The organism is Lysinibacillus sp. G1-3, assembly GCF_056322905.1.
This window is the reverse complement of sequence record NZ_JBWHYQ010000034.1, coordinates 1-20,814: the sequence shown is the minus strand read 5'-3', so window position 1 is coordinate 20,814 and position 20,814 is coordinate 1. Positions and strand designations below refer to the sequence as shown.

Below are 20,814 nucleotides of genomic sequence, written 5' to 3'. Positions count from 1 at the left end.
CTTAATATTAGGGGGTACTAAAGTTTTGAAGAAGAAATTTAGAATCAGTTTAGCCACTCAAATTTTAGTTGGTTTGATTTTAGGGATTATTGTTGGCGGTATCTTTTACGGAAACCCCAAAATTGAAACATATTTACAACCTTTAGGTGATATTTTCCTTCATCTAATTAAAATGATTGTTGTACCGATTATTATTTCAACATTAATCGTTGGTGTTGCCGGAACTGGAGATATGAAACAGCTCGGACGATTAGGTGGTAAATCACTTATTTACTTTGAAGTTATTACAACAGTAGCAATTGTAGTTGGTTTACTATCTGCAAACTTGTTCCAACCAGGCGCAGGTCTAAACATGAACGAACTTTCTCAAGGAGATATTTCGAAATACGTTGCTACTACAGAAGAAGTACAGCATGAAGGACCATTTGATATTATTGTAGGCATTGTACCAACAAATATCATTCAGTCAATGGGTGAAGGCGATATGCTTGCTATCATCTTCTTCTCAGTTATTTTTGGTTTAGGGGTAGCTGCCGTTGGCGATCGAGGTAAACCAGTATTAGACTTCTTCCAAGGGGTAGCAGATGCTATGTTCTGGGTAACGAACCTCGTAATGAAATTCGCTCCACTTGGGGTATTTGGTTTAATTGGTGTAACCGTTTCCAAATATGGATTCGCTTCACTAATACCACTTGGCAAACTTGCTATACTTGTTTATGCAACAATGCTATTCTTTATCTTTGTCGTTCTTGGTCTTGTGGCAAAATTCACGGGTATCAATATTTTCTTCTTAATTAAGGTACTAAAAGATGAGCTAATTTTAGCGTTCTCAACGGCAAGTTCTGAGGCTGTGTTACCACGAGTTATGATGAAAATGGAGAAACTAGGTGCTCCAAAGGATATCGTATCCTTTGTTATTCCAACCGGTTACTCCTTTAACTTAGATGGTTCTACATTGTACCAAGCTATTGCTGCATTATTTATCGCTCAAATGTACGGTATTAACCTAAGCATTGGTGAGCAAATTACGTTAATGCTTGTATTAATGGTTACATCTAAAGGGATTGCAGGTGTTCCAGGGGTATCCTTCGTTGTACTTCTAGCAACTCTAGGTACTGTCGGCATTCCAGTTGAAGGTTTAGCATTCATCGCAGGTATCGACCGTATTCTTGATATGGGACGTACAGTCGTTAACGTAATTGGTAACTCACTTGCGTCATTAGTTATGGCGAAATGGGAAGGCCGTTTCGATACAGACAAAATGAAAAATTACTTTAAAGAAAATGAAAATTTAGCATAAAGATCAAAAAAACCTCACGATGTACGGATGGCATCGTGAGGTTTTTTTTATTTTGTTAGAACTTTATCTAAATAAGCAATAATAGATTCTTTTCCATTTGTATGCGCCTCTTGTGCGCGTATTTCATCTTTTTCAATCTTTACCTCAGCAGCTGCAATAATACGCTCTGCATCTTCCTGTGGCACGACAACGACACCGTCCACATCCCCAATAATATAATCACCAGGACGAACAGAAACGCCCCCAATAGCAATAGGAACATTTACTTCCCCACCACCATTTTTATAGCCAGCTGCTACCGTTGTGCCAATTGAAAACACAGGAAAGTCCAGCTCGCGAATTGCTGCGATATCACGAATAACACCATCAACGACAAGGCCCTGTACACCAATACCTTTCGCCAACGAAAGAACAAAATCACCGGCAACTGCACGATTGGTATTCCCTTTCGCATCGATTACTAATATATCTCCCTCTTTAGCAGCTCGGATTGCTTCTAATACTGCACCATTTTCGCCATCTGGTAAACGCACTGTTACCGCACGGCCAGCAATTTTATAATGATCTGCTAACGGTTTAATAGCACTACGTAAATTCGTATGTCCCCCTGTCGCATCTGAAACTGCAGTCGTTGGCAAATGCTTAAAACTTACTTCTACCTTTGTCATCCATAACACCCCTATTATGATTTATGAAAGCTTACACAATTATTGTAAATAAAACTCATCCACTATTTCAATATATATCAGAAAATTATGTAAATAAAACAATTGAAGGGGTACTTATGGTATAAAAGACATTTGTAGAAAGAAGTTAAATTATTTTGATAAAATGCCTAGATTGTTCATCCAATGCCTCTGCAGCAGTAGCGATTTCAGCAAAATCATTCGTTGTTACATTAATTTGACCATTTGTTTTTTCAACTTTTTCGGCTATACGCGTGATACTCTCAGTGACTTGTCCTATCTCTCGCTCAATGCCCTCAACATTATCTTTTACTTCTGAAATAGATTGCTCCACCCTTACAGAAAGTTTTCTAACCTCTTTTGCTACAACATCAAAGCCTCGGCCATACTCACCAGCTCTTGCTGCTTCAATAGCTGCATTTAGTGCAAGTAAGTTTGTCTGAGAAGCAATTTCTTGAATGGTTTTTACAATCCCTTTAATAGATTCAGCTTGCTTCTGTAGCTGCGCAAGATTTCTCACATTATCGGCAGACTCTTGTGAAACCTCTTTCACTGTTTCCAGTAAATCCTCGTTATTTAGAATACCAGCCTCCGAACGGCCATGAAGCTCTTTAGACATGACCTTTAATGTATCAGCTACACTAACAATTTCATTTTGACGTTCAGTAATATTTGTTGCAATTTTCGAAACGCCAATCACCCTTCTTGAATTATTAGCAAAGACAGGCATATAAGTAGCCTCAAGCCAAATTCTATTACCTCTTGCATCCATTCTTTCGATTTTATCCTGATAGCTATTACCAGCAACTAAGTTTCGCCAAAACTTCCCGTATTCTTTACTATTTGCAAATTCCGGTAAACAAAAATCCTTATGATCTTTTCCTATCATTTCTTCAACTTTATAGCCTAATGTTTTAGCAAAAAGTTCATTTACATAAGCAACTTTATGGTCCATATCAAAACGGATAATGGCTATATTTCGTTCAATTGCCAACACTACTTGATCATCGGTAACTTTTGTATCTATTGCCTGCATAACCTACACCTCTTTCATTGTATTAGCGAACTAAAATTTTTATAGTAATGAGCCTAACAAAAATATTTATTGCAGAAAAAACATGGGTATATATTACCCATGTTTTTTTAATAAACTTAATACTTCCTCCGCTGTAGTAGCTACACGAATAAGTGGCTGTTGTTCTGTTCGTATAAAACCTTCCTCAAGCATTTTCTGAAAGTGTTGTAAAATCGCATCATAAAAGCTATTTACATTATATAGGATTACAGGTTTTTCATGTAATCCTATTTGTGCCCACGTAAATACCTCAAAATATTCATCCATTGTTCCACCACCACCTGGTAAAGCTATAAAAGCGTCTGCTAGCTCTACCATTTTGGCTTTACGTACATGCATAGACTCCACAAAATGAATTTCTGTTAACGAGGCATGTGCTATTTCCCGCTTCTGCAAATGAGTTGGCATCACGCCTATAACCTCTCCGCCAGCTTCTAATACTGCATCTGCTATTTTTCCCATCAGTCCTGTTTTCGAACCACCATAAACAACACCATGACCATTTTGAGCTAATACAGTCCCTAATTCGGCTGCCCTCTCTGCATAAATTGGATTTATGCCTAAGCCTGAACCACAATACACTGCTATTCTTATAACAATCCCTCCTAACCAAAAGACGTGACACAATAGCTACATATTGTCTCACGTCTTTTGATCATTTATTTTCTTCAATTGCTGTTTCTGCCCGGCGAATCGCTTTTGGCCAGAACGCAAAGCTTCCCTTACTATATGTTACATTTTTAAGCATAGTTTATTTCTTATTTACGTAAATAACTTGTTTGTGCCTGCTGCTCAGCTTTCGGCCAGAAAAAAATTTATCTTCCTATTGTAGAAATATAAGCTTTAGCAAAACCTTTTATTTACGTAAATGACTTGTTTGTTTTAACATATGACTGATACGGCTCACAATTGATTCAATTGCTTCAGGATTTTTTAATAAATCATAATCATTAATATCTAAACGTAGAACCGGGCATGAATTAAAATTATTAATCCAGTTCTCATAGCGATCATGCATTTCAATCCAGTAATCATGCGGTGTTTGTTGCTCCATTGAACGTCCACGCTCTTGGATACGACCAATTACATCGTCAATTGGCCCCTCTAGATAAACAAGTAAATCTGGATGAGGGAAGTATGGTGTCATCACCATCGCATCAAATAAATTTGTATACGTCTCATAATCTGTTGGGCTCATTGTACCTTTGTCATAGTGCATCTTCGCAAAAATCCCTGTATCTTCGTAGATTGAGCGATCTTGAATAAACCCGCCGCCATATTCAAAGATTCGCTTCTGCTCCTTAAAACGCTCAGCTAAAAAATACACTTGTAAATGGAAGCTCCATTTTTCAAAGTCCTCATAAAATTTATCTAAATATGGATTCGTATCCACCTTTTCAAAAGAGGTACGAAAATTTAGCGCCTCTGCCAACGCTTTTGTCATCGTTGATTTCCCTACACCAACCGTACCAGCGATTGTAATGACCGTTTGTGGTGGAATATCGTATTTCTCTCTCAAATTCATTGTTGCAAACTCCTTTGTTGTAACGTGTCCTTTATTGTTTGTAAAACATGTGTCAAATCATTTGGATTTTTTACGAAATCAAGCTGATCACCATTAAATCGAATAATAGGAATTTCAGGGTGCATTTTCTCAAAATGCTCGATAAAAGAATGATAATCTGCCACCAGTTGCTCCATGTAATCTCGCGAAATCATTTTTTCAAATTCACGACCACGCATCGCAATACGTTTCATCAACGTATCAACACTGGCATGTAAATAAACAACTACATTAGGTACAGGCATATCTTTCGTTAATATTTTATAAATTTTCTCGTATTTATCATACTCAGTTGATGCCAATGTACGCTTTGCAAATATTAAATTTTTAAAAATATGGTAGTCCGCTACAACAGGTTTATCATGCGTTAAACGGAAACTTTTTATATCCGATAATTGTTTATAGCGATTACATAGGAAGAACATTTCCGTTTGGAAGCTCCATTCCTCAATGTTTTCATAAAACTTATTTAGAAAAGGGTTTTCGTCTACTATTTCTTTTAATAGATGGTAATTAAATGCCGCCGCAATCTCTTTCGATAAAGAGGTTTTACCAACACCAATCGGACCTTCTACCGTAACAAATGGAACCGTCACCAGAAGCTCCTCCTTTATGTTCTATGGATTCTATCATCAATTACCTCGTCTTCGAGGTTTTTTTATAATCAGTGCTTTTCATTGTATCATAGAGAGAAAATGAAAGACAGAATCAAACTATTTCTCTATAAAATAGGCGACAAAAAAATAGACCCACTATTGTGGATCTATTTTTAACCTTATAATTTAACTCGCTGTAAACGCAGTGCATTTAATACAACAGATACTGAACTAAACGCCATTGCTGCACCTGCTACCCAAGGAGCTAGTAAACCGACTGCGGCAATTGGAATACCTAATGTATTGTAAGCAAATGCCCAGAATAAGTTTTGTTTAATGTTGCGCATTGTTTTACGACTCATTATGATAGCATCCGCGATACTGTTTAAATCGCCTCGAATTAGTGTAATATCCGCTGCTTCCATAGCTACGTCAGTACCGGTACCGATTGCCATCCCAATATTAGCTGTCGCAAGTGCCGGCGCATCATTAATGCCATCCCCAACCATCGCCACTTTTTTACCTTGAGCTTGCAGTTTTTTCACTTCATCTGCTTTGCCTTCCGGAAGAACTTCAGCAATCACATGATTCACACCAACTTCTGCTCCGATTGCCTGTGCTGTACGTTCATTATCACCAGTCATCATAATGACAGTAATACCCATTTCTTGTAAACGACTAACCGCTTCTTTTGAAGTATCTTTCACTGTATCAGCAACTGCTACTAGACCAGCATACTGACCGTTAATCGCAGCTAACATAGCAGTTTTACCATTTTCCTCTAAATGCTCCATTGTTGGTAGAATATCATCAATATGAATACCGTATTGTTGCATCAATTTACGAGTACCGATAACAACCCCTTGACCAGATACAGTCGCTTGCACACCGTAACCTGGTATTGCTTCAAAAAATTGAACATCTCCTAGGTCAATTCCGCGATCAGTAATTCCTTGAACAATTGCTTCTGCTAATGGATGCTCGGATTGCTTCTCTGCTGCGCCAATTAACGATAAAAATTGTGTCTCGTCTTGATCCGCCGCTAATACAACATCCGTTAATACAGGTTTGCCGTGTGTCACTGTACCTGTTTTATCAACAACTACTGTATCGATGCTTTGTGTTTGCTCTAAATGCTCTCCACCTTTAAATAAAATACCAAATTCCGCCGCACGGCCAGAGCCCGCCATAATCGATGTTGGCGTTGCTAATCCAAGCGCACATGGACAAGCGATAACAAGTACTGCAATTAATACTTCTAGTGCAGGTGTAAATTCACCTGGTCGCACCCAAATAATCCAGATTAGAAACGCTACAATCGCAATACCAACAACTATTGGTACAAAAATACCTGAAATTTGGTCTGCTAAGCGTTGTATCGGCGCTTTTGAGCCTTGTGCATCTTCTACAACTTTAATAATTTGAGCTAAGGCTGTATCGCGACCAACTTTAGTTGCCGTCATTCTAATAAAACCATTTTTATTAATAGTGGAACCAAATAATAAATCGCCTTGCTTTTTATCAACAGGTAAACTTTCTCCCGTTAACATCGATTCATCGACAGCTGTTGTTCCTTCTAACACTTCACCATCGACAGGGATTTTTTCACCAGGTTTCACTAAAATAATGTCGCCAATGACTACTTCTTCTAATGGTACTTCTTTTTCTACACCTTCACGAACAACGATGGCCGTTTTTGCCTGAAGGCCCATTAACTTTTTGATTGCTTCAGAAGAGCGTCCCTTCGCTTTTGCCTCAAATAATTTACCTAATAAAATTAAAGTAATTAATACGGCACTCGTTTCAAAATATAGATGAGGGGCATGATGTGACCCCGTAGTAATAATGGCTTGATATAAACTATAAAAATACGCTGCAGAGGTACCCATCACTACAAGTACATCCATATTGGCACTACCATTGCGTAAAGCTTTGTATGCCCCAACATAAAATTGCTTCCCAATGATAAATTGAACGGGAGTGGCCAACACCATTTGTACCCACGGATTCATTAAAAATTCAGGAACATATAAAAATGATGTAAATGAAAAGTGTCCTACCATCGTCCAAAGTAATGGTAATGAAAGAATAGCCGAGAAAATAAATTTTTGCTGCTGTTGCTTGATGGCCTGTTCTCGATGATCTACTGTCTCTTGCTCATCTGCTTTTTGATGCGCTTCATATCCTAATTTTTCAACCTTCGCAATAATATCTGCAATCGTCACCTCAGATGGGTTAAACTCTATAGTTGCTTTTTCAAGCGCTAAGTTTACGTTCGCAGAGGATACACCTGCTAGTTTATTTAAACCCTTTTCTATCCGTGTAGCGCAGGCTGCACATGTCATGCCTGTTATATCGAATTCAGTTTTTTGTTTGACGACACCATAACCAAGTGCTTCAATTTTCTTTTCAAAGTCTTCTTCATTTAGTTTTGTCGGATCATATTTAATGGACGATTTTTCAAGCGCTAAATTAACCGTCGCTTGTTCTACACCATCCATTTTATTTAAACCTTTTTCTATTCGAGTTGCACAGGCTGCACATGTCATACCTGTAATTTGCAAATTCGCTTCCTTTAATTCTGAACTCATGATCATTTCTCCTCCCTACATACCAACTAGGGGTATGTGTAATTGAAAATAATAGAGTGCTACTTGAGCACCCTATTTATATTATTTAACGTCATAGCCTTGATCGTCGATTGTTTCTTTAATTTGGTCTAGAGATACTTGTGTTTCATCAAATGCTACTTCTACTAAACCATCAGCTAAGTTTACTTTTACTTGTTCAACGCCTGCTAAAGCTCCAACACTTTTTTCCACTGAGTTTACACAATGTCCACATGACATTCCTTGTACGTTTAATGTTACATTTTGCATAAAATATCTCTCCTTTTAATTTAGGTACTATATAGGGGTATATATTTATTAAAAAAAATCGAGTGTGTTGATTAATTATTTTAAAGGCTCTGATTTCCGCTACGGGCTACCCGCTTTGTCGCTGACGCTTCGCTTTCGCGCAGAGCAAGGCTTCCTACGGGCGAGCGTCGAGCCGCTTCCCTACGCTACAATCAGTTAAAATGGACATACATTAGCAAAATATCAACAAAAAACTCCTTTTATCAGCTAATGATAAACCTATAGTTTCCTAATCAACACGCCTGAAAAAACTTTTACTTCTTCATTAATTTTTGAATGGTCACTACTAATTCATCTAACACTGCTTCATCACCTTCTGATAGGCGATCCACTACACATCCCTTTAAATGACCTTCTAATAATATTTTTGCTACACTATTTAAAGCAGACTGTGTGGCAGACAGTTGCGTAATAATATCATCGCAGTAAACATCTTTGTCAATCATCCCTTTAATGCCTCGGATTTGACCTTCGATTCGATTTAAACGAGTCGTTAAATCTTTTTTTACGCGTTCAGGATGATGACTTTTTCGACACGACATACCTTCCTCTGTATGACAAACATCCTTTTTCACTATATCCTCCATACAATACACCTCCTACTCACACTCATCATACTATACCTACGAAGGGTATGCAAAGTGTAAAAAGAACTAAATAATTTTTTTATTAATGATGATGATTCGACTGCTCAGTTTTTATTGTACATAAAATTGATTGATCATGCTTATGTGCCAGTGTTTCCAACTGAATCGTTACATGCTTTATGCCCTTATGCTCAAGATTATGTTCAATTTCCCGTAATATATGCTCACCATCCGCAATTTTTAGCTGATCATCGACAACGGCATGACAAGAAAGTGCATTTGTTCCACTTGTTATTGTCCAAATGTGTAAATCATGAATGCTATGAACGCCATTTGTTTGTACAATGGTTTGTACGATTTCTTCAACGTCAACGTTTGAAGGTGTGCCTTCCATGAGAACATGGACAGCAGCCTTCGTTACATAGTAGCCGCTTCTTAATACTAATGCTGCAACAATAACACTTGCAAGTGGATCAGCCCAGCCCCAGCCAAAAAGCATTATTAACAGTGCGGCAACGATGGCCCCTACAGATCCAAGCATATCGCTTAATACGTGTAAATAAGCTCCACGCATATTTAAATTATCTTTTGTATCACTGCCACGCATCATAATCCATGCTACTAAAATATTTATCAAAAGACCGATTGTACTAATAACTAGCATGCCTGTTGTTGCTACTTCTGGTGGATTGGCAAAACGTTCTATTGCCTCATAGAAAATGAATAAAGCAATTAAAATTAAAGTCACACCATTTAATACCGCTGCTAAAATTTCAAATCGTTTATAACCGTATGTTTTACTATAGCTAGCAGCCTTTTCTCCAAATATAAAAGCAAGTAAAGCTATTGCTAATGAAATTGAATCACTTAACATATGTCCTGCATCGGATAAAAGAGCCAAACTATTTGTTAAATAGCCACCAATCGCTTCAACAACCATATAACTCGTAATAATAATAAATGATAAGATTAACACCTTTTTATTTGCGCCATGTGTATGGTCATGGCTGTGATCATGATTATGCCCCATTTCTTATCCCTCCATTAGTTCTAGTTATGTGTAGCATGCTCAATAGCTTGCATTAACAAATTCATAATGTGATCATCATCTTTTGAATAATATAAGGTTGTGCCTTCCCTTCTATATTTCACTAACCGTAAATTTTTCAAAAAACGTAACTGATGTGAAACTGTTGATTGGCCTAAATCTAAAATTTCAGCGATGTCGTTGACTGAATGCTCATCCGTACATAATAAATTCAAAATGCGAATTCTTGTCGGATCACTTAAAGCTTTAAATGTTTGAGACACGACGAATAGTGTCTCTTCGTCTAAATGTTGTTCTTTGTTATTATGAACCTCTGTATTTTGTAATTTTTCGTCCATTTAGCTTACCCCCAACTTTTATATTTATATATGAGCATGTGTTCATATATAAATATAGATGGTTGTTTTGAATATGTCAACGTTTTAACTTCTCACATAATACGGAGGAGATGGTGCCGAGACTTAATTGACAGTAGCAATTGTCAATTAAGCAGGATACACTAAATAATAAGGAGAGATCATAGTGGATATTTTTGAAACAGACCGATTGTTTATGAACAGTGCATTGGAAGAAGCTAAGAAAGCAGCTTTACTTGGGGAAGTACCGATAGGAGCTGTGCTTGTCTACGATGGGGAGATTATTGCACGTGCTCATAATTTACGAGAAACAACACAAAACGCGACGACGCACGCTGAACTAATGGTCATTCAAGAAGCTTGTAAAAAAATAGGTAGCTGGCGTCTTGAAAAAACAACACTCTATGTGACGCTTGAACCTTGCCCTATGTGTGCAGGTGCCATTTTACAATCCCGTGTGCCTCGTGTTGTATATGGTGCAAGAGATATAAAAGCTGGCTGTGTAGATTCACTCTATCGTTTATTAAACGATGCACGCTTTAACCATGAATGTGAAGTAACAGAAGGAATTTTAGCTGAGGAATGTGGACAAATCTTAACCGATTTTTTCCGAGCATTACGCGAACGAAAAAAGGCCGAGAAAAAAGCGCGACAAGCTCTAATTGTTGAAAATGAAAAATTTTAATAAAAAATTCACGCTACGGGTTAAAAAGAAAAACTACTGTTGAAATTTCAACAGTAGTTTTTTCATTTCTTGACTCCGATTACTTTGGAGCAATTACTTCTTTTCCGCCCATATATGGTCTTAATACTTCAGGAATCACTACGCTTCCATCGGCTTGTTGATAGTTTTCTAAGATTGCTGCTACTGTACGACCGATTGCAAGACCTGAGCCGTTTAATGTGTGTACATACTCTGGTTTTGCATTTGGCTCACGACGGAAGCGAATATTTGCTCGACGAGCTTGGAAATCTTCAAAGTTAGAGCATGAAGAAATTTCACGGTACATATTTTGCGCTGGAATCCAAACTTCTAAATCGTACTTTTTCGCTGCAGTAAAGCCTAAATCAGCTGTACACATTTTTAGTTTGCGGTATGGTAACCCTAATAATTGCAGTACTTTTTCAGCATGACCTGTTAATAGTTCTAACTGTTCATAAGATTCCTCTGGTTTAACAAAGCGTACTAATTCTACTTTGTTGAATTGATGTTGGCGAATTAAACCACGTGTATCGCGTCCCGCAGAACCCGCCTCTGAACGGAAGCAAGCACTGTATGCCGCAAAGCCTTGTGGTAATGCTTCACCTGGTAAAATTTCATCACGATAGAAGTTTGTCACAGGTACTTCTGCTGTTGGAATCATGAAATAATCTGTGTCATCCAATTTAAAGACATCTTCTTCAAATTTAGGTAGTTGCCCTGTACCTGTTAAACTATCACGATTGACAATTACAGGTGGTAGCATTTCTTCATAGCCATGCTCTTCAGCATGTAAGTCCATCATAAACGTCATTAATGCACGTTCTAAACGAGCACCAAGGCCACGATAGAATAAGAAACGACTACCCGTCACTTTTGCACCACGTTCAAAGTCTACAATTTGTAAGTCCGTAGCGATATCCCAGTGTGCTTTAATGTCAAAATCAAATGTTGGTACATCACCCCAAGTATATTCCTCAACATTATCATCCTCTGTTGTGCCGACTGGTACAGATTCATGTGGAACGTTTGGTAAACGCATCATCATATCTTTAAAGCGATCTTCTACATCATTTAATTGGACATCTAGTTCTTTAATTTCATCGCCAACCTGACGCATACGTGCAATAACTTCATCAGCATTTTCCTTATTACGCTTCATAATAGAAATTTGCTCTGATACTTTATTGCGCTCAGCTTTAAGCTCTTCTGTTTTTGCAATTAATTCACGACGTTTTGCATCTAATTGTTCAAAATCGTCTAAGTTTCCTAAATCCTCATTACGTGTTAATAGCATTTCTTTAATTTCCGCGAAATTGTCGCGCACGCGTTTAATATCTAACATCGTCATACCTCCAGTAGATTATTAATGATGGGAAAATAGTTAGTGGGAACACAAAAAAGCCCTCATCCCCAAAAGGGACGAGAGCTACCCGCGTTGCCACCCTAATTGACTAGACACATTGTACTTTGTCTAATCCACTTATTTCATAACGGCATTTCAGCCGGCGACAGCCTACTTCATTCACTTCGACTGCGCAACTCCAGGACGGATTCACAAGTGCTTTTATCAGCTTCCACCACCCGCTGACTCTCTAAAAAAAACGTGCTTGTTACTACTTCCCATCATCGTGTTAAGTTATTTAAATTTTATCCATACTGTACTATATGAAATGAGATTTTGCAAGTCATACCATAAAAGATACAAAATATTCAAGAACACGTGTATCTTCCGTTAATTCAGGATGGAAGGAACACCCTAATAAATGACCGTCTTTTGCTAACACGATTTTCCCGTCATGCTCCGCTAATACTTCAACACCTTCACCTACGGAAACAATATGTGGCGCGCGTATAAAGACAGCCGGAATGGCAGGACCTATTTCAGGTATATCGAGCTTCACTTCAAAGCTATCTACTTGACGTCCATAAGAATTCCGTGCGACTACCACGTCCATTACTGCTAAATGTGATTCATAATCCACTAAGTCCTTTGCTAATAAAATCAATCCTGCACATGTTCCAAACATCGGTAAACCTTGCTTTGCAAGTGTGCGAATTGGCTCTAATAGCTCGTATCGATTCAGCAATTTGCGCATCGTTGTGCTTTCTCCACCAGGCAAGACAAGTCCATCAAGCTTCTCTAAATCACTTCTTTGTTTTACTAAGACCGCTTCGCACCCGAGAGACTCTAACGTTTGCACATGCTCTCGCACCGCGCCCTGTAATGCTAAAACACCGATTCGCTTCATTTTACCAGCCTCGCTCTTGCATACGCTCATTTTGACTAAGCTGTGCAATATCGATGCCTTTCATCGGAACACCTAACTCTTTTGAAATTTCAGCAATTAGCTTGTAGTCCTTATAATGCGTAGTAGCTTCAACAATTGCACGAGCAAATTTCTCTGGGTTTTCTGATTTGAAAATACCAGAACCAACAAAAACACCGTCAGCTCCAAGCTCCATCATTAATGCTGCATCCGCTGGCGTAGCAACTCCACCTGCTGCAAAATTTACTACCGGTAAACGGCCAAGACGCTTAATTTCTCTTAATAATTCAAAAGGAGCACCAAGCAATTTAGCCTCTGTCATTAATTCGTCCTCTGTCATACCAACTACCTTACGTACTTGCGCATTCACTTTTCGAATATGGCGAACCGCCTCTACAATATTACCCGTCCCTGGTTCCCCTTTAGTTCGTAGCATAGAAGCCCCTTCACCTATGCGTCGAGCTGCTTCACCCAAATCACGGCACCCACAAACAAAAGGCACTGTATAATCACTTTTTAATAAATGAAACTCCTCATCCGCTGGCGTTAATACTTCACTTTCATCAATATAATCAACACCCATTGCTTCTAACACTCTTGCTTCTACAATATGTCCAATACGTGCCTTAGCCATTACGGGAATGGATACAGCTCCCATGACCTCCTCGACAATACGAGGATCCGCCATACGTGCAACACCACCCGCCTTACGAATGTCTGATGGTACTCGTTCTAATGCCATGACAGCTACAGCTCCTGCCGCTTCCGCAATTTTCGCCTGCTCCGCATTAATAACATCCATAATGACGCCACCCTTTTGCATTTCTGCCATCCCGCGCTTAACTAACTCTGTACCTGTTTGTCTCATGATTTCTAACCTCCACCTTTATGATGAAATTTAGTATAATCGAAATTGACCATATAAAAATATCCAGTTTACTAAATAACCATAAGGTCAGGGGGATGAATGAACATGGACATGCTATTATTCCAACTAGAAAAAAATGGTGAAAAACCGCTCTATGACCAGCTCTATAGCGGCATTAAGGAAGCTATTATTTCAAAGAAAATTGCAGTAGGAGAAAAATTACCATCAAAAAGAAAATTAGCCGATTTTTTGAATATTTCTCAAACAACTATTGAAATTGCATATGCACAGCTACTTGCAGAAGGCTATATTATGTCTAAATCTCGTGTCGGTTATTTCGTAGAGGAAATTGACGAGCTCCCATATATTCAACAGGACACAATAGTTTCTTTACACGAGCAACCTAAGAAAAAATCTTACAAGATAGATTTTAATCCTGGTTCTATCGATATTGATGCCTTTCCATTTCAAACATGGCGAAAATATGCCAAAGAGCTCTTTGATGATGCCTCAAAGGATTTATTATTAACAGGTGAGCCTCAAGGAGAACTATCTTTACGAACGGAGATTGCTAATTATTTATTTCAATCACGCGGGGTTATTTGTAGTCCCGAACAAATTGTCATCGGCTCAGGAACCGAACAGCTTCTACCAATGATATTGCGCCTCTTCGGTGACGATACTTGCTTTGCGCTTGAAAACCCAGGGTATCCAGCTGTTCATCGTATGTTTTCTCAGCACAAAAGGAAAGTATACCCAATCGCGGTCGATGATGAAGGAATTGTCATCCATGAGCTCGAAAAAACTAGCGCTGACGTTGTCTATATTACGCCATCACACCAATTTCCTACAGGAGCAGTATTATCGGCTACAAGACGTGCACAAGCTTTAAATTGGGCCGCACAAAGCTCCTCTCGATACATTATTGAAGATGATTACGATTCCGAATTTCGTTATACCGGAAAACCAATTCCAGCACTTCATGCATTAGATCGAAATGATAAAGTCATTTATATGAGTACATTTACAAAATCATTAATGCCGTCCTTGCGTGTTGCTTATTTTGTACTTCCATCAAAATTACTTGCTACATATAATGATGTGTTTAATTACTATTCATCAACGGTACCTCGTTTTGACCAACATATCGTAGCTAATTTTATGCGTGATGGCCATTTTGCAAAGCATTTAAATCGCATGAGGAAAGTTTATCGAAAAAAGCATGAAAAACTTACTTCTATTTTAGAAAACTATTCTAACCAAATTAATATTACTGGTGAGCAAGCAGGAATGCATATTTTACTAGATGTACAGCATACTTTGTCCGAAAAGCATTTACAGCAGCTTGCCTCCAATTCGGACATCAAAATTTATCCACTATCTGATTATCGCCTAGATCACTTCGCACCCTCGCAAGCTCAATTTTTACTAGGTTTTGGAGGTATACCTGTTCATAAAATTGAACCTTCAATTGAAAAGCTAATGAACTGTTGGGACATACAGAAAAAACACAGATCAACCTCACCTTAAAAGGTTGATCTGTGTTTCCGTTATGTTACGATTCAATTAGTTGGATATTATATAGCTTAAACCATGTATGGATTTGGCCGAGATAAGCTAAAAGCTGTGGACCTGCCATTAATTGTCCATACCAAGGAACTTTGAAAGAACTGCCACCAGATTCAATTAGCCCTATTAGCTTCTGACGCTCAAACAATTCATGAAGAATTGAATTTTTATCCTCCATTATTTCTCTTAGCCATTTTTGAACACCTGCTGTATAAACTGGATGATATGTTTTAGGGTACGGATTCTTTTTCCGATATAAAATTTCTTCTGGCAATAAATGTTGCATTGCCTTACGAAGCAAACCCTTTTCTATACCTCCTAAATTTTTCATTTCCCAAGGAATATTCCACGCATATTCCACAAGTCGATGATCTGCAAACGGAACACGAACTTCAAGACTTGCCCCCATGCTCATACGGTCTTTTCGTTCCAACAATGTTTGCATAAACCATACCGTATTCAAATAAAACATTTCACGTTGCCTTACTTCCTCAATACTCTCTCCATCAAGATATGGTACTTCTGCAATTGTCTGCGAATATGCTTGTTGTGCAAATGATTCAACGTTTAATTTCTTACGCCACCGCTCTTGTAACATTGTTGATCTTTCAGACAGTGAACGAATCCAAGGAAAACCTGTTGTCTTTTCTGTAAACCATGGATAGCCGCCGAAAATTTCATCTGCACATTCACCCGACAGTGCAACGGTAAAGTCTTTTTTTATTTCTCGACAAAACCATAGTAACGATGAATCTACATCTGCCATCCCTGGGGAATCTCTAACAACGACAGATTCTACCAACCAATCGATTAATTGCTGCTGAGAAATTTCCTCAGCATGATGTGTTGTACTAAAGGTATCTGTCATTTTTTGAATCCAATACGTGTCTGTTGATGTTTGAAAAGCATGTGGATTAAAGAAGCGTTCATTATCCTCATAATCTATAGAATACGTATGGAGCATGCCTTTGTTTTGTTCATGAAACCTGTTTGCTGCAATTCCAGTAATAATGCTGGAATCTAATCCGCCTGAAAGAAATGTACAAATCGGTACGTCTGAAACAAGCTGTCGTTCAATAGCGTCCGTAAGCAAAAAACGGACATGTTCAATTGTTTCCCCTAATGACTCTTCATGTCGTTTACTTTGTAACTGCCAATACTGCCAAACTCGTATGCCCGCTCTAGAGAAACGCATTGCATATCCTGGACGTAGCTCACTAATATTTTGGAAAAGTGATTTTCCGGGCATCCTAGATGGCCCTACAGCCATCATATTTGCTAGCCCTTCCGTATTAACGGTTGTTTTAATCAATGGATGAGCTAATAATGCTTTCACCTCGGATGCAAAAAGCAGGCCGTCTTGTTGTTCAGTGTAAAACAAAGGTTTTACACCTAGTCGATCTCGACATAAAAAAAGAGATTGTGATTGTTCATCCCATATACCAAAAGCGAAAATTCCATTTAAAAAATCAACACACTGCTCTTTCCATTCAATATAAGCAGTTAATAATACTTCCGTATCTGAATGCGTTGTAAAAACATGCCCTCGATTTTGAAGCTCTTTCCTTAACTCTTCTGTATTATAAAGCTCGCCATTATATGTAATGACATAGTTTGAACCATCATGTACTTTCTTCATCGGTTGCTTTCCACCGATTAAATCTATGACAGCTAGCCGACGATGGCCAAATGCAATATGCTCACTACACCAAATATTTTCATCATCGGGCCCTCGTTTATTTAATGTTTGCGTCATTAACTTTAGAATTTCATTACTCGTTCTTAAATCCTTTTGAAAGCTAGCCCATCCTGTAATGCCACACATTTAGCCACATCCTTTCGCCTAATAGCGTATGCAGTAAAGCGAAAAAACGTGAAAAAGAACACGAGATGTTTGAAAACATCTACGTGTTCTTTAAGTTAGTTATTAAAATAAGCCACCAACAAAGTCAGTAATGCTGCTCCATAAGTTTCCGAAGAAGCTACCAATACCTTGGAAGAATAAAGAGATGCCGCCAGCACGCTCCACAGCCTCTGTTGTGACAACATCGGCCTTAAGATCCTTACCGTCAATAAAACCGTAATCTGTGCCCTCTGAGCGCTCAATAACTACCTTCCCGACAACTGTATCCTTCTTAACCTCTGCTTCAAGACTCTTTTTATCTAATACTAGTTTAGGTTTATATAAGTCTTTTTCAGATGACTTGATCATAAATGAAACTGGTTCTTTAACAGCAATCGCTACATTCTTTTCTTTACCTTTTGTAACTTTTACTGTTTCTTGATCTTTAAACTTATAGTTCGCAGGAATAATTTCTTGTTTCGAGAATTGTGAGAAACCATAGTTAAACAATTTAGCTGTTTCATCGAAGCGCGCTTTTTTTGGATCCTCTCCTACAGCCTTCATAACTACAGAAATTAAACGTGTACCATTGCGCTCTGCTGTACCTGTAAAGCAATGACCCGCAAAGTTTGTTGTACCTGTTTTTAATCCGTCAACGCCTTCATATTTGTACGCTAATTCCGGCAACATATAGTTCCAGTTTATCATTTCAATTGCATCATCTGTACCTTCACGGAACGTCTTTTTTGCAATTTTAGACGTTTTTAATACGTCCGGATGATCTTTTAGTAAATGATATGCTAATTTAGCTACAGATTTAGCAGGCATTACGTTTTCATCATTTGGTCCAGTACCAGCTGGCTGCATACCAAATAAATCTGCATTGTTAAGACCAGTAGAGTTTACGAATTTATAGCCTGTAAGACCAAGCTCTTCTGCTTTTTTATTCATTAGCTTTAGAAACTCAGTTTCAGAACCTGCAATTGTTTCTGCTATAGCAACTGTAGCAGCATTTGCAGAGTAAATTGCCATTGCCTCATATAATTCTTTAATTTTGTAAGTTCCATCTCTACGCAATGGTACATTACTTAATGCACGGTTTTGAGACATTTTATACGTATATTCAGTTACGTGATATTCTTGATCCCATTTAACTGTACCTGCATCAATTGCATCCAATAACAGGTATTCAGTCATCATTTTTGTCATACTCGCAATACCTAGTGAAGTATCTGCATTTTGTTCATATAAAATTTTTCCTGAATCTGCGTCAATTAAAATTGCAGCATCCACGTGTAGTCCTAAATCTGTTTCTGCATTTGCCTTCGCTGGAATACCTGCTAAAACACTAAATAACAAAACAGGAATTAGGAGTAAGCGTATAACAGTGTTCATTGTCTTTTTCACCTTTAAAGCCCTCCAAAAAATATTCTTATCCTCGACATTTTATCATATATAGTAATGTCCGTGCGCACTCTCTATCATAAAAAAATGCTCTCGTGTCATCTTTGTAGACGATTCGAGAGCATAAAAGTTGCTAGTAATATATTACATCGAATAGTTTGGTGATTCTTTTGTGATTTGTACATCATGTGGATGTGATTCACGTAGACCTGCACCTGTCATTCGAACAAACTGAGCATTTTCACGTAAGAACTCAAGGTTAGCTGAACCGCAATAGCCCATACCTGCACGAATACCACCGATTAGTTGATAAATAGTATCCGCTAGAGGTCCTTTGTAAGGAAGACGACCTTCAATACCTTCAGGCACTAATTTTTTCGCATCTTCTTGGAAATAACGATCCTTTGAACCTTTTTCCATAGCTCCAATTGAACCCATACCACGGTATACCTTGAAGCGACGACCTTGGAAGATTTCAGTTTCACCAGGAGATTCAGAAGTACCTGCAAGAAGTGAACCAAGCATTACAACATTACCACCCGCTGCAAGAGCTTTTACGATGTCACCAGAATATTTAATGCCTCCATCAGCAATAATTGTTTTCCCAAGTTCACGTGCTACTGTTGCACAATCGTAAACAGCTGTAATTTGTGGAACACCTACACCAGCTACGACACGAGTTGTACAAATAGATCCTGGTCCAATTCCAACTTTCACTACATCTGCACCAGCCTCAAATAATGCGCGTGCACCTTCAGCTGTTGCCACGTTACCAGCGATAATTTCAAGCTCTGGATAAGATTCACGGATAGAGCGAATTGTTTGTAATACACCCTCAGAATGACCGTGAGCTGTATCGATTACTACGATGTCTACTTGTGCTTCAACAAGCTTTTCAATACGTATCATCGTATCCTTTGAAACACCAACTGCTGCCCCTACTAATAAACGACCATGTATGTCTTTTGCAGCGTTAGGGAACTCAATTACCTTTTCGATATCCTTAATTGTAATTAATCCAGTTAATTTACCTTCTTCATCTACAATTGGTAACTTTTCGATTTTATATTGTTGAAGAATCTTTTCAGCATCCTCTAGAGTCGTTCCAACAGGTGCTGTAATTAAATCTTCTTTTGTCATAACATCTTCAATTTTTAAAGAATAGTCAGAAATAAAGCGTAAGTCGCGGTTTGTAATGATCCCTACTAGCTTTTGGTTTTCCATGCTATCAACGATTGGTACACCAGAAATTCGGTATTTACCCATTAAATGCTCAGCATCGAAAACTTGGTGAGTCGGAGTTAAGAAGAATGGGTTTGTAATAACACCATTTTCAGAACGTTTTACTTTTTCTACTTGCTCAGCTTGCTCATCAAGCGACATGTTCTTATGGATAATACCGATACCACCTTGACGTGCCATAGCAATTGCCATTTTAGATTCTGTAACTGTATCCATGCCTGCGCTGATCATTGGAATATTTAATTTAATCTTCGGTGTTAGTTGAACTGATAAATCAACATCTTTCGGTAATACTTCTGAATGGGCTGGTACTAATAATACATCATCAAAAGTTAAACCTTCTTTGGCAAATTTAGTTTCCCACATTTTCGTAACGTCCTCCTATAGTTAAAAGAATATTAATTGTAAGATTAACAACGTGCTAAGCTACTGTCAAGAAACTTATAAAAGAAAGACAATTCAGATTTTTGTAAGCGTCATCTCTAACAGACTTTTCTTCCTTTTTTATACTGGAAAAAATATAATTTTTTTAATTTCTTCTACATTTCGTATATAGATATTATTTAGCTCTTCTTATTTTAAGCAAGTTTTGTGGAATTATTGATAATTTATTAAGGTTTTTCAAAAAAAAAAGACAGTCAGCACACAGCTGACTGTCTAAATTGCCTAGCGACGTCCTACTCTCACAGGGGGAAGCCCCCAACTACCATCGGCGCTAAAGAGCTTAACTTCCGTGTTCGGTATGGGAACGGGTGTGACCTCTTTGCCATCATCACTAGACTATTGTC

At 38.1% G+C, this 20,814-nt stretch carries 19 protein-coding genes, 1 rRNA gene, 1 pseudogene and 1 other annotated feature; of the genes and pseudogenes, 3 read left to right on the top strand and 18 right to left on the bottom strand.

What is annotated here, in order from left to right:
* Positions 1–25 precede the first annotated feature (25 nt).
* Positions 26–1,300, top strand: a complete 1,275-nt coding sequence (locus ACVYAD_RS24430; RefSeq protein WP_079564075.1) for a cation:dicarboxylate symporter family transporter — start codon at positions 26–28, stop codon at positions 1,298–1,300.
* Positions 1,301–1,347: 47 nt separating this feature from the next.
* Here the strand turns inward: ACVYAD_RS24430 and ACVYAD_RS24425 are convergent, their stop codons facing one another.
* The 11 genes and pseudogenes from ACVYAD_RS24425 to ACVYAD_RS24375 all read right to left on the bottom strand — a co-directional run bounded on the left by ACVYAD_RS24425 (position 1,348) and on the right by ACVYAD_RS24375 (position 10,112).
* Positions 1,348–1,968, bottom strand: coding sequence for an RraA family protein (locus ACVYAD_RS24425; RefSeq protein WP_476428207.1), 621 nt, complete (start codon positions 1,966–1,968; stop codon positions 1,348–1,350).
* A 145-nt stretch (positions 1,969–2,113) separates the two neighbouring features.
* Complete coding sequence (locus ACVYAD_RS24420; protein WP_476428210.1) at positions 2,114–2,605, bottom strand: methyl-accepting chemotaxis protein; 492 nt, start codon at positions 2,603–2,605, stop codon at positions 2,114–2,116.
* A gap of 45 nt (positions 2,606–2,650) precedes the next feature.
* Positions 2,651–3,022: pseudogene (locus ACVYAD_RS24415) on the bottom strand (PAS domain S-box protein); the annotation flags it as partial.
* Positions 3,023–3,115: 93 nt separating this feature from the next.
* The gene (locus ACVYAD_RS24410) at positions 3,116–3,643 is read right to left on the bottom strand and encodes an LOG family protein (RefSeq protein ID WP_349662213.1); all 528 of its coding nucleotides are present in this window, start codon (positions 3,641–3,643) and stop codon (positions 3,116–3,118) included.
* A 274-nt stretch (positions 3,644–3,917) separates the two neighbouring features.
* Positions 3,918–4,586, bottom strand: coding sequence for a deoxynucleoside kinase (locus tag ACVYAD_RS24405; RefSeq protein ID WP_349662214.1), 669 nt, complete (start codon positions 4,584–4,586; stop codon positions 3,918–3,920).
* Complete coding sequence (locus ACVYAD_RS24400; RefSeq protein ID WP_349662215.1) at positions 4,583–5,221, bottom strand: deoxynucleoside kinase; 639 nt, start codon at positions 5,219–5,221, stop codon at positions 4,583–4,585. Before ACVYAD_RS24400 ends, ACVYAD_RS24405 begins: the two co-directional genes overlap by 4 nt.
* Before the next feature lie 179 nt (positions 5,222–5,400).
* Positions 5,401–7,812: a heavy metal translocating P-type ATPase gene (locus ACVYAD_RS24395; protein WP_349662216.1), complete on the bottom strand. Its 2,412-nt coding sequence runs from the start codon at positions 7,810–7,812 to the stop codon at positions 5,401–5,403.
* A gap of 81 nt (positions 7,813–7,893) precedes the next feature.
* Positions 7,894–8,100 carry a copper chaperone CopZ gene (gene copZ, locus ACVYAD_RS24390; protein ID WP_349662217.1) on the bottom strand — a complete coding sequence of 69 codons (207 nt, stop codon included), beginning with the start codon at positions 8,098–8,100 and terminating at the stop codon, positions 7,894–7,896.
* Positions 8,101–8,393: 293 nt separating this feature from the next.
* Complete coding sequence (locus ACVYAD_RS24385) at positions 8,394–8,726, bottom strand: metal-sensitive transcriptional regulator (protein ID WP_068986808.1); 333 nt, start codon at positions 8,724–8,726, stop codon at positions 8,394–8,396.
* 82 nt (positions 8,727–8,808) lie between these two features.
* Positions 8,809–9,756 carry a cation diffusion facilitator family transporter gene (locus ACVYAD_RS24380; RefSeq protein ID WP_349662218.1) on the bottom strand — a complete coding sequence of 316 codons (948 nt, stop codon included), beginning with the start codon at positions 9,754–9,756 and terminating at the stop codon, positions 8,809–8,811.
* Between the two features lie 20 nt (positions 9,757–9,776).
* Positions 9,777–10,112: an ArsR/SmtB family transcription factor gene (locus ACVYAD_RS24375; RefSeq protein WP_079564051.1), complete on the bottom strand. Its 336-nt coding sequence runs from the start codon at positions 10,110–10,112 to the stop codon at positions 9,777–9,779.
* A 184-nt stretch (positions 10,113–10,296) separates the two neighbouring features.
* Between ACVYAD_RS24375 and tadA the strand changes: the two genes are divergently transcribed.
* The gene (gene tadA / locus ACVYAD_RS24370; RefSeq protein ID WP_349662219.1) at positions 10,297–10,815 is read left to right on the top strand and encodes a tRNA adenosine(34) deaminase TadA; all 519 of its coding nucleotides are present in this window, start codon (positions 10,297–10,299) and stop codon (positions 10,813–10,815) included.
* Between the two features lie 79 nt (positions 10,816–10,894).
* Here tadA and serS read toward each other — a convergent pair whose 3' ends face one another.
* The 3 genes from serS to pdxS form a co-directional block, all read right to left on the bottom strand.
* Positions 10,895–12,175 carry a serine--tRNA ligase gene (gene serS, locus ACVYAD_RS24365; RefSeq protein WP_386831580.1) on the bottom strand — a complete coding sequence of 427 codons (1,281 nt, stop codon included), beginning with the start codon at positions 12,173–12,175 and terminating at the stop codon, positions 10,895–10,897.
* Positions 12,176–12,245: 70 nt separating this feature from the next.
* Positions 12,246–12,469 (bottom strand) — a binding site (T-box leader).
* 49 nt (positions 12,470–12,518) lie between these two features.
* Positions 12,519–13,082, bottom strand: coding sequence for a pyridoxal 5'-phosphate synthase glutaminase subunit PdxT (gene pdxT / locus ACVYAD_RS24360; RefSeq protein ID WP_476428206.1), 564 nt, complete (start codon positions 13,080–13,082; stop codon positions 12,519–12,521).
* Position 13,083: 1 nt separating this feature from the next.
* On the bottom strand, positions 13,084–13,968 hold the full coding sequence (pdxS, locus tag ACVYAD_RS24355) for a pyridoxal 5'-phosphate synthase lyase subunit PdxS (protein WP_197143171.1): 885 nt from the start codon (positions 13,966–13,968) through the stop codon (positions 13,084–13,086).
* Positions 13,969–14,073: 105 nt separating this feature from the next.
* Here pdxS and pdxR point away from each other — a divergent pair, with 105 nt between their 5' ends.
* Positions 14,074–15,498 carry a MocR-like pyridoxine biosynthesis transcription factor PdxR gene (gene pdxR / locus ACVYAD_RS24350; RefSeq protein WP_349662222.1) on the top strand — a complete coding sequence of 475 codons (1,425 nt, stop codon included), beginning with the start codon at positions 14,074–14,076 and terminating at the stop codon, positions 15,496–15,498.
* A gap of 25 nt (positions 15,499–15,523) precedes the next feature.
* Here pdxR and asnB read toward each other — a convergent pair whose 3' ends face one another.
* The 4 genes from asnB to rrf form a co-directional block, all read right to left on the bottom strand.
* The gene (gene asnB / locus ACVYAD_RS24345) at positions 15,524–17,362 is read right to left on the bottom strand and encodes an asparagine synthase (glutamine-hydrolyzing) (RefSeq protein ID WP_476428205.1); all 1,839 of its coding nucleotides are present in this window, start codon (positions 17,360–17,362) and stop codon (positions 15,524–15,526) included.
* A 102-nt stretch (positions 17,363–17,464) separates the two neighbouring features.
* Entirely contained in the window at positions 17,465–18,787 is a 1,323-nt protein-coding gene (locus ACVYAD_RS24340) for a D-alanyl-D-alanine carboxypeptidase family protein (protein ID WP_476428204.1), read from the bottom strand.
* 141 nt (positions 18,788–18,928) lie between these two features.
* The gene (guaB, locus tag ACVYAD_RS24335) at positions 18,929–20,392 is read right to left on the bottom strand and encodes an IMP dehydrogenase (protein WP_197143168.1); all 1,464 of its coding nucleotides are present in this window, start codon (positions 20,390–20,392) and stop codon (positions 18,929–18,931) included.
* A 298-nt stretch (positions 20,393–20,690) separates the two neighbouring features.
* A 5S ribosomal RNA gene (gene rrf, locus ACVYAD_RS24330) occupies positions 20,691–20,806 on the bottom strand.
* Between the last annotated feature and the right edge of the window lie 8 nt (positions 20,807–20,814).